We start from the raw sequence: 13,852 nt of genomic DNA on the forward strand, positions 1-13,852 counted from the left end.
GCAGCGCGCTTTGAGTGATTGCCGGTACGGTCGACGTGTGTCAGGTCAGCGCGCGCGGTCGGCGATCCCTGCGGCCCAACGTTCGGCGCTGCCGCAGATCCCCGGTATTCCCTGGTGGGGCGCGGTTGTGCTGGCCATAACGCTCACTGCGATCGGGTTCGCCTACGACGCAGGGTCGGGCACCAAATCGCTGAGCGCCGCCTTCGCCGTGTGCTACGTCACTGGCTGTGTTCTCGCGGTCCTCGCGGTCCAGCAGTCCGGTCTGTTCAGCGCCGTGATCCAGCCGCCGCTGATCCTGTTCGTCGCGGTCCCGTCGGCATACTTCGCCTTTCACAGCAGCGGGATCGCCGGCATCAAGGACATCCTGATCAACTGTGGCTATCCGCTGATCGAGCGCTTCCCACTGATGTTCCTGACCGCGGCGAGCGTGCTGCTGATCGGCATGGCGCGCTGGTATCTGGGGATGACGGCGCACGGTGGCGAACCGACAGACGAGGCCGCCGAGGAACCCGCGGAGGGCACCAGCGCCGTGGCCGCCGCCATCGCCAAGGTGGTCTCGCGCTTCTCGTCGCAGCCGACCACCGAGGCCGAGCCGTCACGACGAAGCCGGCGGCACACGATCGAGCGCCCCACGCGCTCCGCACTCGATGATGATGCGCCGCGGCCAGCGCGCAGGACCCGGCCGTCGGAGTCCTCTCGGTCACGTCACGCTCGGCCACCCGAGACCGAGACCTTCGACCCGATGCCGAGCCGTCCGCGTCGGCCCCGCCCGGGCGGTCCTCCCGTCGACCCGGCCGCCGCCCCTCGACGGCGCCGCCCGCAGGGCGACGAGGTCCGCGACCGCCGCAACGCGCCCCCCGTGAGCCGCCGCGGCGCCCCCGAGCGCGGGGAGCGACCGGTGCGACGCGAGCGCGCCGACCGCTACGAACGCCCGGAGCGCTACGAACGCCCGGAGCGTCAGGAACGCCGCCACCGCATGCCCGACTACCCGGCGTATGAACAGCACGAGCCAGCCCCGACCAATGGCGCGGGCCCCTCGACGCACCACCCGGTGTCGAGGGTGCGCTATCGAGGTTCAGATGACGAGGACCATGGGACGCGGCCGCGCCGCTCCCGCAACGCGACCCCCGACGCGTGGGAGTACGACAGCTAACGCGAGTCGTGCTCAGCGCCGGGGCGCGCGGATCTCCCTGGGCAGTGCGAACACCAACGTCTCGTTGGCGGTGGTGACGGGCTGAACCGTGTCGAATCCGTACTCGGCGAGCCGCTCGAGCACTCCACGCACCAGCACCTCGGGCACGGAAGCCCCCGAGGTGACGCCGACGCTTGTCACGCCCTCCAGCCAGGCCGGATCGATGTCCTCGGCGTAGTCGACCAGGTAGGACGCCTCGGACCCGGCGCCCAGCGCGACCTCGACCAGACGCACCGAGTTCGACGAGTTCCGCGAACCGACCACGATGACCAGCTCGCACTCCGGCGCCATGGCCTTGACCGCCACCTGACGGTTCTGTGTGGCGTAGCAGATGTCATCGCTCGGCGGATCCTGAAGCGTCGGGAAGCGCTCACGCAACCTGCGCACGGTCTCCATCGTCTCGTCGACGCTCAGCGTGGTCTGCGACAGCCAGATGACCTTGTTCAGATCCCGCACGACGACGTTGTCGACAGCGTCCGGCCCGTCGACGAGCTGCACGTGATCGGGCGCCTCACCGGCGGTGCCGACCACCTCCTCGTGGCCCTCGTGGCCGATGAGAAGGATGTCGTAGTCGTCACGGGCGAATCGCTTGGCCTCGTTGTGCACCTTGGTCACCAGCGGACACGTCGCGTCGATGACCTTCAGGTCGCGCTCGGCGGCGTTGACGTGCACCGTCGGCGCAACACCGTGCGCGGAGAACACCACGATGGAGCCCTCGGGCACCTCATCGGTCTCATCGACGAAGATCGCGCCCGCCTTGGCCAACGTCTCGACGACGTGGACGTTGTGCACGATCTCGTGACGGACGTACACCGGGGCGCCGTGCTTCTCGAGCGCGCGCTCCACGGTCTCGACCGCACGGTCGACGCCCGCGCAGTAGCCACGCGGCTCTGCCAGGAGGACTCGCTTGCCGGTCGTCCGTTCAACGATCGAGGCGGTGGCACCAGGAATGCCCATGTTGATCGTCGATGCCATGCCTTGAGGGTACTTTCCCTCAACCCCGACCTGCCAGCCGTAGGCTGCACCCATGGCTACAGCACCGTATGGGGTCCGTCTGCTGGTAGGCGCAGCGGTGACCGCACTCGAGGAAACGCGCAAGCTGCCGCACACGATCCTGACCTACCCCATGACGATGGCCAGCCAGGTGGCGCACATCGTCATGAAGATGCAGCAGGACGTCGCGGACCTGGTCGACAGGGGCGACCAGGCACTCGACACCCTGTTCCCGCCGAAGGACGAGCAAGCCGAGTGGGCGACGTTCGATGAGGACCTCAACGCGGACGACGCCGACTTCGCCGGAGTGACGGATATCTCCGACGCCGGTGAGCGCCGTGACGGTGAACGCCTCACCGAGGGACGATTCGCCCTCTACAGCACCGGCGAGCCCGGGAAGTCCGACTCCGGCAGACCGACGGCCACGTCCACCGAGGCGCCCACCGTGGCCGCCGAATTGGACTACCAGTCGCTGACCCTGGCCCAGTTGCGTGCCCGGCTGCCATCGCTGCGTGTCAACGATCTCGAGGCGCTGCTGGCCTACGAGGAGTCGACCACGGCACGCGCACCGTTCCAGACGCTGCTGGCCAACAGGATCACCCGCGCCAGCGCGAAGTGACCGAACCCGAACAGGGCAAGTCCCCGGATAACCCCTGGCCGGTGCGTGCCGTCGCCACCCGCGTCGCCAAGTACATCGACCGACTGGGCACGGTGTGGGTGGAGGGCCAGATCGCCCAGATGAACATCCGCCCCACCGTGGTGTTCATCATGCTGCGCGACCCGGCCGCCGACATGTCGCTGTCCGTGATCTGCCCACGCGATCTCGTGGTCAACGCGCCGGTGCGCCTCACCGAGGGCGTGCAGGTGATCATGCACGGCAAGCCCAACTTCCACACCGGTCGCGGCACGTTCTCGTTGCGGGTCACCGAGATCCGCGCCGTCGGCATCGGTGAGCTGCTGGAGCGCATCCTGCGGTTGCGCAAGCTCCTCGAGGCCGAGGGCCTGTTCGATGCCCGGCTGAAACGACCGATCCCGTTCCTGCCCAACACCGTCGGGCTGATCACCGGTCGCGCCTCCGCCGCCGAGCGCGACGTCGTTTCGGTCGCCCAGAGCCGTTGGCCCGCTGTCCAGTTCGCGATCCGCAACACCGCGGTACAGGGACCCACCACCGTGGCGCAGGTGGTGGAGGCGTTGCGCGACCTGGACGCCGATCCCGACGTCGACGTGATCGTGCTGGCCCGCGGCGGCGGGGACGTCGACGCCCTGCTGCCCTTCTCCGACGAGACGCTGTGCCGGGCGATCGCCGCATGCACCACACCGGTGGTGAGCGCCATCGGGCACGAGCCGGACAGCCCACTGTGCGATCTGGTCGCCGATGTGCGCGCGGCGACCCCGACCGACGCGGCCAAGCGGATCGTGCCCGACGCCGCCGCCGAGCAGGCACTGGTGTCCGATCTGCGGCGGCGCAGCGCGCAGGCCCTGCGCAACTGGGTGCGCCGCGAACAGCACGTTGTCGGCCAGCTGCACAGCAGGCCTGTCCTGGCGCAACCGCTGGCCGCGCTGACGGCGCGTGCCGACGAGGTCCACCGCGCGGTGACCGCGGCCCGTCGTGACGTGACCCGTCTGATCGCGACCGAGACCGACCGCATCGAACACGTGTCGGCCCGGCTTGCCACACTGGGCCCGGCGGCCACACTGACGCGTGGCTACGCGGTGGTGCAGGCGGTGTCCGCGTCGGGTGAGACATCGGTGTTGCGCTCGACTGACGACGCACCGGCTGGCACCCGCCTGAGAGTTCGCGTCGCCGATGGCGCCGTCACAGCGATGAGTGAGGGGTTGGATGAAGCCCATTAGTCAATTGGGGTACGAGGAGTCACGCGATGAACTCATCGAGGTGGTGCGCCGCCTGGAACAGGGCGGGCTCGACCTCGATACCTCGTTGAAGCTGTGGGAACGAGGCGAGGAGCTGGCAAAACGATGCGAGGAGCACCTCGAGGGCGCCCGCCAGAAGGTGGAGCAGACACTGGCGGCCAAGGACCCCGACGATAGTTGAGGACGCAACCGGTCTCAGCGCCGTCGGTCGAGACTGAAACACGTTTCAGTTATTCTCGTCGGCATGGGTGATCCAACGCTGACCACTGAACTCGGCCGTGTCCTGGTGACCGGGGGTTCCGGCTTCGTCGGCGCCAACCTGGTGACCGAGCTCCTCGACCGTGGGCATCGGGTCCGCTCCTTCGACCGTGCCCCGTCACCGCTGCCCGATCACGCCGGTCTGGAGGCCGTCGTCGGCGATATCACCAACACCGATGACGTGGCCCGCGCGGTGGACGGCATCGACACCGTGATTCACACCGCCGCCATCATCGACCTGATGGGCGGCGGATCGGTCACCGACGAGTACCGGCAGCGCAGCTTCGCCGTGAACGTCGGCGGCACTGAGAACCTCGTGCACGCCGCGCAGGCCGCAGGCGTCAAGCGGTTCGTCTACACCGCGTCCAACAGCGTCGTGATGGGCGGTCAGGTGATCTCCGGCGGAGATGAGACGCTGCCCTACACCGACCGCTTCAACGACCTCTACACCGAGACCAAGGTGGTGGCCGAGAAGTTCGTCCTCGGACAGAACGGCGAGGCGGGCATGCTCACCTGCTCGATCCGGCCCAGCGGCATCTGGGGCCGCGGCGATCAGACGATGTTCCGCAAGGTGTTCGAGAGCGTGCTAGCCGGCCACGTCAAGGTGCTCGTCGGCAGCAAGGACGTCAAGCTCGACAACTCATACGTGCACAACCTGATTCACGGTTTTCTCCTGGCCGCCGAGCACCTCGTCCCCGGCGGGTCCGCACCCGGGCAGGCGTACTTCATCAACGACGGTGAGCCGATCAACATGTTCGAGTTCTCCCGTCCGGTCGTCGAGGCGTGCGGCCAACCGTTCCCGACGTTCCGCGTGCCGGGCAAACTCGTCGGATTCGCCATGCGGGTGTGGCAGTGGCTGCACTTCCGCTTCGGGCTGCCCAAGCCGCTACTGGAACCGCTTGCCGTAGAACGAATCTCACTCGACAACTACTTCTCCATCGCGAAGGCCAAGCGCGACCTGGGGTATCAGCCGCTGTTCACCACCGAGCAGGCGTTGGCCGAGTGCCTGCCCTACTACACCGATCTCTTCGCGTCGATGAAGGCCGCCGGACAGAAGTCGCCCGCTCGCGCCTAGCGCTACGGCGCAGCGCGGCGCGAGACCTCGGCGGTCTCCGCGTCATCGATGATCGACTTGCGGTTGGTCTCCGGACCGAATGCCAGTGCGACCAGGGTGAGTGCCGTCAGTATCCCGAGATAGACCACGATGACCCACCAGTGCCCGAAGGCGGCGATCAGCGCGGTGGCGATGAGCGGCAGGAACCCGCCGGCGAGAACGGAACCGATCTCCCGCGCGAACGCGAATCCCGACAGACGTGTGCGCGTGTCAAACAGCTCGGCGAAGTAAGCAGCCTGCGGCGCCAGCATGGCCGGGTACAGGATGCCCAGACCCACCACGAAGCCGACAATCAGCATCGTCGTGTTCAGCGATTCCAGCATTAGGAAGAACGGCACCAGCCACAGCACCGAGAGCAGTGCTCCGGCGGCGTACACCGGACGCCGTCCGACCCGGTCACTGACGTGCGCCCAGATCGGGATGAATCCGACCTGTACCGCCGACGCGATGACCACGGCGAGCAGTGTCGTGCTGCTGGGCACCCCGAGGTTGTTGACGGCGAATCCGACCGCGAACACCGGGAACAGGTAGGCGAAGCCGTTCTCGGCCATCCGGGCCCCGACCACCACCAGGAAGTTACGCGGATTTCTCCGGATGGCCTCCAGCACGGGAATCTTCGTCTCTTCGACGGTGCCACTCCGCTCGGCCTCGACGGCCTTCTCGTAGGCCTCGGTCTCATCGATGCTCTGCCGGATGAAGTAGCCGACGATCAACAGCACAGATCCGAGCAGGAAGGGCACTCGCCATCCCCAGCTCTGGAACGCGTCATCGGGCAGCAGGGTCGCGATTTGAAAGACGCCCGTGGCCAGCAGCGTCGCCAGCGCGAAACCCGCGGGCGCCCAGGCACCTGCCAGGCCACGTCGCTTCTGATTGCCGTGCTCCACGGAAAGCACGACAGCCCCGGCGTATTCACCGCCCGCACCGAACCCCTGCAGCAACCGCAGCAGGATGAGCAGGATCGGCGCCCACACGCCGATGGCCGCGTAGTTGGGCAGCAGACCGATCAAAGTGGTGGCCACGCCCATCAAGACGATGGTGAACACCAGCATCTTCTTGCGGCCTAACCTGTCGCCCATGTTGCCCAGCACGATGCCGCCGAGCGGGCGGGCCAGGAATCCCACCGCGTACGTGGCGAACGCCGCCAGCGTGCCGACGGTGGGGCTGGCATTGGGGAAGAACTGACTGTTGAGCACCAGCGCCGCCGCGGTGCCGTAGATGAGGAAGTCGTACCACTCGAGGGTGGTGCCGACCAACGCAGCGATCCCGGCCTTTCTGGCCTGGTTACTTCCGGTCGAGACGGCGGTGTCTGCAGTGCCGGTGGCATTCATGCGCCAGAGTCCTTAGGTCCGAAGGTGTCGATGATGGCTGAGGTGAAACATGTTGTCCTCACCAGTGATCAGATGGGACGACGGAGCACGGCTCCGCCTTGAATGGGGCCGACGAGCTCGGCGTACTGGCCGAGCCAGCCGCGTTCGGGGGCGGCGCCCGCGGCGCGAACCGGGGCGCCGTCGCGGACCGGGTGCACGTCGACCCGGCGGGCGTCAAGATCGATGCTGATCGTGTCACCCTCGACCAGCCCGGCCAGCGGACCTCCGTCGGCCGCCTCCGGCATCACCTGGCCCACGACGAGCCCGTGGTTGAGGCCAGACAGCTCGCCGTCAGTGACCACCGCGACGTGACCGCCGAGTCCGGCGCCGTTGAGTGCGGCGACGAAACTGGCCGCGAACACCGTTCCGGGCCCGCCGCGGGGCCCCATTCCACGCAGGACGATCACGTCCCCGCGATCGATCCCACCGTCGCCCAATGCCGCGATCGCATCGTCCTCACCGACGAAAACCCTTGCCGGCCCGCTGAAGTCTCGTCGGGTAGCCTTGCCCACCCCGGCAACCTTCACGATCGAGCCGTCGGGCGCCAGCGTTCCCCGCAGGATGATCAGGCCAGGCTCGTCATTGATCGGGTCGTCGAGACCGTGCAGAACGTCACCGTCGGCGGTGCGCGCATCCCGAGCGCGCTCGGCGACGGTGCGGCCGTCCACGGTCATCGCGTCACCGTGAAGCCGGGGCAGCAAGGTGCGCAGCACGGTCTGCACACCACCGATGCCGTCGAGATCCCACACCTGGTGAGAACCGTTGGGACGAATGGCCGCCAACTGAACCGCGTCCCGGCCCAACCTCTCGAACAGCCCGATGACGTCGACGTCGAGGTCGGCCTCGGCAGCGATGGCCGTCAGGTGTCGAATGCAGTTGACCGAACCACCGAGTGCCAGGGCGACGTCGACCGCATTCTCGATCGCGGCCTCGGTGATGACCTGCCGGGCGGTGAGGTTCTCCTCGACCATCCCCACGATCCTCGCCCCAGCCGCAGACGCGTTGGCAAGCATGGCGTCTGAATTTGCGCGGGTAGGAGCGGAACCCGCGACCGTCATGCCCAGCGCCTCGGCCAGGCAGTGCATCGTGTTCGCGGTCGCCAGGCCCGCGCAGACACCGGGGCCCTCAATCGCCTGATCGGCGAGTTCACCGAGTTCGTCGACGCTCATGGTCCCAGAGGCCAGCGCGCCGACCGACTCGTAGACGGTGTCGATGTCGACCGAGCAGCCGCTGTACCGCCCACCCTTCTGATAGCCGCCGATCACGACGATCGACGGGAGATCGAGCCTGGCGGCGGCCATCAGGTGGGCCGGCGTGGTCTTGTCGCACGACGACAGGAAGACTATGCCGTCGAGCACGGCGCCTTCGACCGCGGCCTCGACGTCGTTGACGATCAGGTCGCGGGTTGGCATCAGATACCGCGCCTTGCGCCCAGCACTGGTGACGAAATCGCTTGGCGCAGTGGTGCGAATCTCAAACGGCAGTCCACCGGCCCCCCGAATGGCGTCAGCGACCCTGATCGCCACGTCGTCGAGGTGCGCGAAGCACACCGACAGCTTCGACGAGGTGTTGACCACCGCGATCTTCGGTCTCTGCTGGTCCTCGACGCTGATGCCCATGGCACTCCACTGCGCGCGCCGCACCGCCCACCGGGTGCTGCCAGGGGTGAAATTGCTGCGCAGCCCTCCCCCGGTCGCTCGTTCGAAGTTGTCGGTCATGGTCGGTCCTGCCCTTCCGAGGATGCTGCGACCCGGGCTGCGGGCTGCAGCGCACTTCCGTTGGCGATCATGCGATCCTGGACGGCGCGCACGTCGAGGTCGCGGTATGCGGTGCCGGAGTCCAACGAGACCAGTGTCGCCACCGCGGCGGCATGGCCGTACTCAAAACACTGGGCGGTGACCCGGGCGGACGCAAGTGCCTGGTGCTGGGCGCTCAGGCATCGACCGGCGACGATGACGTTCTCACCACGCTGAGGCACGAGCGTTCCGAACGGCACATCGTAGTAGTCGTCCAACAACCAACGCAGGCGCGGCTTCTCACCGTCGTGCAATTCGATGGGCCACGGCGACCGGCAGATGCTGTCGGATCGTTTGGTTCCCTCGACCACATCGCTGTCACGCAGGGTCACGATCCCCTCGATGGTGCGGGTCTGCCGGATGCCCACCTCCACGCCGGTGTCCACGACGAATGAGTCGGCGCAGCCCGGCACTGCGTCAGCGAGAAAACGCGCATACGCGCGCACCTGCTGTCGACCGCCTATCTCGGCGAGAGTGAAGTCGGCGGGATCGATGACGTTCAGTATCCGGCCGTCTGGCCCCATGAGGCGGGTGGCGTTGACCAGCAATTCGCCGGGTCGGCTGGTGGCGAAGACCCAGATCTTGTTGCGCGGCAAGTCGAGCCCGGCGGCGCTCGCCTCGTCGATCGCATCGGAGATCCACGGGGGGTTGATCGTGTCGAAACCCCATGCCGCCCAGAACTCTTCGACATTCACATTGCCCAGCCGAAAGAACATGGTCGGGTTCTGAATCCGCCCGTCATCACCGAACCGATAGGCGCCACCACCTCGGGCCACGACGGCACCGTCGCCCGAGGCGTCGATGATCCTTGCTGCCCGTATCAATCCGACACCGGCGTTCGAGGCCACGATCAGACCCTGGTAGGCGTCCTCCTCAACGAGCACGTCGATCACCTGGGTGTGGAACAGGATTCGGACACCCGCGGCGGTCAGTAACGCATCGGCGGCCTCCCGCCACACCAGCGGATCGTGCGCTGAGGTGAATGTCTTGCCGTACCGCTGAGGATCGGTGAGGCCGTGGCGCGCGGTCAACTCACCTGCGAAGCGGTCGGTGAATCCATACACCACCTGTTCCGGGCCTGCGTCGCCGTCGGAGGCCAGGTACATGCCGCAGATCGTGCCCGACATGCCTGCGACGGCGGCTCCGCCTGCGAATCCGTACTTCTCGATCACCAGCACAGAGGCGCCGGCCTCGGCGGCGACGGTGGCTGCCGCGACACCGGCGGCCCCAGCGCCGACCACGACGACGTCGACATCGGCCACAACCGGAAGGCTCCGCACATCCGAGTCCCGAGGCCTCGTAGACAACCGCCATTCAACCGATATATCAGTCATATGCGGACCGTACATGCACTGTCGCGATAATGTCTACCCCGTGACGAACAGCGCGCCGGAATGACCGAGGTCACCCCGAACAAGGCCGACCAGGCCTTCCTCGACATTGAGCGGATGATCGTGCTCCAGGACCTGCCGCCCGGCACCTTGGTGTCCGAGAAACAGCTGATGGAGCGCACCGGGCTGGGTCGAACCCCGGTGCGGGAGGCGTTGCAGCGGCTCGCGCGTGAACGCCTCGTGGAGATCCACCCCAACCGAGGTGTGCTGGTGCCGGTGGCCTCGATCGAGGCGCAATTGAAACTGCTCGAGCTGCGCCGCACGCTGGAACCGTTCGCGGTCCGACTGGCCGCGCTGCGAGCCACCGCCGATCAGCGCAGCGCGGCTCGCAAGCTCGCCGACGACGTTCTCGGCACGCCACTGACGGTGAACGAGTTCGCCACGTTCCTACGTTCGGCGCACGCCCTGGTGGTCGGCGCGACGCACAACGAATACATCGAAGTGGCGATGGCGCCCCTCCAGGGTCTCTCGCGACGGTTCTGGTTCGGAAATCTCGTCGACCCCGGTGACGACCTCACCCGGGCGGCACAGCTGCACCACGCCATCCTGGCCTCGATTGCCGCCGGCGACGCCGACGCCGCCGAGGCGGCCTCGCTGGCACTGAGCGACTACCTCATTGACTTCGCCTACGGCACTCTGCCGCAACGCAGTCCCGGACCGTAGGGCTATCCGACCAGTGACAGGGCGTGCGCCCGACGCAGCTTGCCCGACGGTGTCTTCGGGACGGCGCCCGGCGCCAGCACCACGACGTTGCGCGGACGCAGGTCCACCTCGGCGAACACCTCGTGCGCCACGGCCCTCTGGATGCGGCGGACCTCGGCGTGGTCCTCGAAGGCATTCGACTCGACCGCGACGGCGAACGACTCCCGCGAGTGCCCCGCGTTCAACCGCACCGCGACGGCACACCCGGGCCGGACCCCGTCCACGCGCAGCGCGGCCCGCTCGATGTCGGTGGGATAGACATTGCGGCCGGCCATGATGATGACGTCCTTGACCCGCCCGCACACCACGATGTGCTCGCGTTCGGTCAGGTAACCCAGGTCGCCGGTGTCATACCAGCCCAGGTCGTCCTGCGCCGGGATGAATCCGCCCTCGGTGGTGTAGCCCGGCGTGACCGGCTCGCCGCGCACCTGGATGACGCCGACGCCACGCGTCGGCAACGGGTTCTCGTCCTCGTCGACGATGCGAACCTCCAGCCCGCCCAGGACCGGCCCGAGAGTCGCGAGCCTGCGCACGTTGCCCGACGTGGTTGGGACCGCCCTGTGCAGCACCGCGAGCATGTCGGCGTCGATCTCGTCGACGACGAGGCCCGCGCCGCAGACCGCGAACGACACCGCCACCGTGGCCTCGGCCATCCCGTACGCGGGCAGAATCGCCTCCCGGCGGAGCCCGAACGGCGCGCCGGCCTCACACAGGTCCTCGACCACGGCGGGCTCGACCTGCTCGGCACCCGAGAGCGCCCATCTCAGCGAGGAGAGGTCGAACTCACCGGGGTTGGCCTGTCTGCGGAGCCGCTTGGCCAGCAGCGCGTAGGCGAAGTTGGGCGCGGCCGTCATCGTGCCCTTGTATTTGTCGATGAGCCTGGGCCACAACAGAATATCGGTGAGGAAGTCCATCGGCGTGACCTTGACCAGCTCGGCGCCGAAGTACATCGGCACGATCAGAAAGCCCGTCATGCCCATGTCGTGGAACAGCGGAAGCCAGCTCACGATGACGTCGGTGTCCAGGTCGTACTCGGCGCCGACGAACATGGCCTCCGCGTTGGACACCAGGTTCCGGTGCGTGATCCGGACGGCCCTCGGCGGGCCCGTCGAACCGGACGTCAACTGAAGCAGTGCGATGTCGTCCTCGGCGGTCTCGAGAGGCTCGACGGGGTCGAACGTCATCAGATCGGCGGGCACCAGGACAGTGACGCCACGTTCGGCCAGGAAGGGCGCGGCCGCCATGAACGGGTCCGACACCACCACTGCCGCCGCGCCGAGCGCGTCGACCACCCGGCCGGTCTCCTCTGCCCACACCACGAGGTCCGTACGGGGCGTCGGCTGATGCAGCATCGTCAAACTGGCGGCCCGCATCCAGACGGCCTGCGCGGTGGGAGCGATCTCGGCGGGGGCACCCGCCAGCACCGCGACCGCGTCGCCGGGTCCGACACCCGCCGCGGCGAGACCCCCGGCGATGCGGCGGGCGCGTTCGTGCACCTCGGCCCAGCTGTGCCGGATGAGCGCATGAGGATCCCCGGTGACCATCCCCCGCGTGCTGGTTCGCGCATTGGCGAACATTGCGTCACAGAACCTGCTCATCGCAGGCCCTGTTCTTTGACGCACCCCGTCACGCCGTTTCGGCCTCGGCAGTCGAGAATCGGCCCAGCAGATGTCGAAGCACAGACGTGTCCATCGGTGCGTCGGAGTCGCGGATGGCGTCCAGGACGCGGTCCACGATCGCGGTGGTACACGTCTGCGGGAAGACGTAGATAACGGCGTCCCGGGAGTGCGTGCCGATCAGGTAGATCGTCTCGCACGTCACCATCGGGTAGGGATCGATGGAGATTGCCACGCCGCGCCGGATCATGCGCGACGGCGTCTTCGTCCAGGACCGTGGGTCGTAAACAACGCGTCGGACCTCGCCGATCATCGATCCGATGACCGCAAGCAGGTCGGGCAGTTCAGCGCCCAGGTTGTTGCTGCCGGGCAGCCACGCGGCATCGACGCCGCCGCGGGTGGCTGATCTGTTGCAGAACACCAACCGGGGGGCCTTGTTGGCCACAGGAGAGTTCAGCACCATGGATGGTGCTCCCATCCGTTATACGCACACGTCGCAGACGGTCACCGCTCGGCGGGAACGCGAGGAACCTGCGACTCCTTGAGGGTAACGCAGGGATTTCGTAATGCGCGTCACCCCGTGCGCTTTCCGGCTTGACGAATCAATCGTGTCGTTCGTGACTGGCGATTGCCCTCGAGCGTCACCCTGTTCTGGTCGATGCCGTCGTTGAGCTTCAACTTGCCCAGCTGAATCTGGTTCATCGTCGCCTTGGTGAGCTTGAGGCTGGCGTCGGCATTCGGTATCGGTGCGGACCCGTAGTTGAGCACGCCGTTCTCCACGGTGAGCACATACTGCTTCTTCAGCTGGGTGAAATCGACATTGAGGGTGATCTTCCTGCCCGCGGCCCTCGGGCCGTTGAGTCGCACGCCCAGGTAGTCGAACATCATCTCCGGCGGCATGGCATTGATGGTGTCCGGACTCGCGGTGTCCGTCCCTCCGGCATCGGGGAACGCCGTTGCACCCGCCGAGACATCGCGTTGCTGGCGATCACATTCTCGCTGACCGCAGCCTCGACGAAAGCCGCTGACGGCGCGATGATTTTCACCTTGCCGGTGTCGACGTCCTGCTGCGAGACGATGCCGCGCACGCCACCGTAGTGATCGGTGTGCGAGTGACTGTGCACGACTGCGAGAACTGGACTGGCACCGAGCTTCTCGTTGGCCAGATCCAGTCCGGCCTTGGCCATCTCCGGCGAGATCGGGGTGTCGATCACGATCCAGCCAGTGTCGCCCTTCAGCAGGGTTAGGTTGGCCAGGTCAAAGCCAGCGTCTCGCGGTGGCAACCGCACGCAATCTTGGGCTGGGGTGCGGGACGCACAGGGCTGCCCAATACCTTCACCTATGGCTTCGATGGTGGGCCTCCGGCACGCGCGTTGGAGCGTTACCGACGCGCTCGTCGAAGACGAGCGAATGGGCAATACCCGCGTCCACCGCTCCGATCGAGTTCTATTGCAAATCTTGATGTTCGGTTCAGGCCACCGCGTGAAATTCTTGCTGAGGGCCAACGCCACGCGGAACATTCCCCTAGTGTCCAGAAAGCAGGATCCACAC

At 67.1% G+C, this 13,852-nt stretch carries 14 protein-coding genes; 6 read left to right on the plus strand and 8 right to left on the minus strand.

Features of this window, described 5'->3' with window-relative positions:
• The first annotated feature begins 37 nt into the window (after positions 1-37).
• Entirely contained in the window at positions 38-1,153 is a 1,116-nt protein-coding gene (locus ABIA65_RS08810) for a DUF6542 domain-containing protein (protein WP_354523280.1), read from the plus strand.
• A 12-nt stretch (positions 1,154-1,165) separates the two neighbouring features.
• Here ABIA65_RS08810 and ABIA65_RS08815 read toward each other — a convergent pair whose 3' ends face one another.
• Positions 1,166-2,167, minus strand: coding sequence for a 4-hydroxy-3-methylbut-2-enyl diphosphate reductase (locus ABIA65_RS08815; RefSeq protein WP_241403677.1), 1,002 nt, complete (start codon positions 2,165-2,167; stop codon positions 1,166-1,168).
• Between the two features lie 52 nt (positions 2,168-2,219).
• On the opposite strand from ABIA65_RS08815, the gene ABIA65_RS08820 reads away from it, so the two are divergent.
• From ABIA65_RS08820 to ABIA65_RS08835, 4 genes are all read left to right on the plus strand, one after another.
• A complete protein-coding gene (locus tag ABIA65_RS08820; protein WP_241403676.1) occupies positions 2,220-2,804 on the plus strand; it encodes a lipid droplet-associated protein in 585 nt (194 codons plus the stop codon).
• Positions 2,801-4,039, plus strand: coding sequence for an exodeoxyribonuclease VII large subunit (gene xseA / locus ABIA65_RS08825; protein WP_354523281.1), 1,239 nt, complete (start codon positions 2,801-2,803; stop codon positions 4,037-4,039). The genes ABIA65_RS08820 and xseA overlap by 4 nt, the downstream gene beginning before the upstream one ends.
• Entirely contained in the window at positions 4,026-4,238 is a 213-nt protein-coding gene (locus ABIA65_RS08830; RefSeq protein ID WP_241403674.1) for an exodeoxyribonuclease VII small subunit, read from the plus strand. Before xseA ends, ABIA65_RS08830 begins: the two co-directional genes overlap by 14 nt.
• A 63-nt stretch (positions 4,239-4,301) precedes the next feature.
• Positions 4,302-5,390, plus strand: coding sequence for a 3-beta-hydroxysteroid dehydrogenase (locus ABIA65_RS08835; protein ID WP_305853336.1), 1,089 nt, complete (start codon positions 4,302-4,304; stop codon positions 5,388-5,390).
• A gap of 2 nt (positions 5,391-5,392) precedes the next feature.
• On the opposite strand, the gene ABIA65_RS08840 is transcribed toward ABIA65_RS08835, so the two are convergent.
• The 3 genes from ABIA65_RS08840 to ABIA65_RS08850 form a co-directional block, all read right to left on the minus strand.
• Positions 5,393-6,757, minus strand: a complete 1,365-nt coding sequence (locus tag ABIA65_RS08840; protein ID WP_354523282.1) for an MFS transporter — start codon at positions 6,755-6,757, stop codon at positions 5,393-5,395.
• Positions 6,758-6,825: 68 nt separating this feature from the next.
• Positions 6,826-8,514: a dihydroxy-acid dehydratase gene (gene ilvD / locus ABIA65_RS08845; protein ID WP_354523283.1), complete on the minus strand. Its 1,689-nt coding sequence runs from the start codon at positions 8,512-8,514 to the stop codon at positions 6,826-6,828.
• Positions 8,511-9,854 (minus strand): FAD-dependent oxidoreductase, encoded by a 1,344-nt coding sequence (locus tag ABIA65_RS08850; RefSeq protein ID WP_354523284.1) that lies wholly within the window; start codon positions 9,852-9,854, stop codon positions 8,511-8,513. The genes ilvD and ABIA65_RS08850 overlap by 4 nt, the downstream gene beginning before the upstream one ends.
• Positions 9,855-9,986: 132 nt before the next feature.
• Here ABIA65_RS08850 and ABIA65_RS08855 point away from each other — a divergent pair, with 132 nt between their 5' ends.
• On the plus strand, positions 9,987-10,646 hold the full coding sequence (locus ABIA65_RS08855; protein WP_241403670.1) for a GntR family transcriptional regulator: 660 nt from the start codon (positions 9,987-9,989) through the stop codon (positions 10,644-10,646).
• Positions 10,647-10,648: 2 nt separating this feature from the next.
• Here the strand turns inward: ABIA65_RS08855 and ABIA65_RS08860 are convergent, their stop codons facing one another.
• The 4 genes from ABIA65_RS08860 to ABIA65_RS08875 form a co-directional block, all read right to left on the minus strand.
• Complete coding sequence (locus ABIA65_RS08860) at positions 10,649-12,283, minus strand: fatty acyl-AMP ligase (protein WP_354523285.1); 1,635 nt, start codon at positions 12,281-12,283, stop codon at positions 10,649-10,651.
• A gap of 28 nt (positions 12,284-12,311) precedes the next feature.
• Positions 12,312-12,764: a DUF5994 family protein gene (locus tag ABIA65_RS08865; protein ID WP_354523286.1), complete on the minus strand. Its 453-nt coding sequence runs from the start codon at positions 12,762-12,764 to the stop codon at positions 12,312-12,314.
• 110 nt (positions 12,765-12,874) lie between these two features.
• Complete coding sequence (locus ABIA65_RS08870; RefSeq protein ID WP_241403667.1) at positions 12,875-13,201, minus strand: alkyl sulfatase C-terminal domain-containing protein; 327 nt, start codon at positions 13,199-13,201, stop codon at positions 12,875-12,877.
• Entirely contained in the window at positions 13,186-13,584 is a 399-nt protein-coding gene (locus tag ABIA65_RS08875) for an MBL fold metallo-hydrolase (RefSeq protein ID WP_354523287.1), read from the minus strand. The genes ABIA65_RS08870 and ABIA65_RS08875 overlap by 16 nt, the downstream gene beginning before the upstream one ends.
• Between the last annotated feature and the right edge of the window lie 268 nt (positions 13,585-13,852).

Origin of the sequence: Mycolicibacterium sp. 624, assembly GCF_040548615.1 — a bacterium.
Classification (GTDB): domain Bacteria; phylum Actinomycetota; class Actinomycetes; order Mycobacteriales; family Mycobacteriaceae; genus Mycobacterium.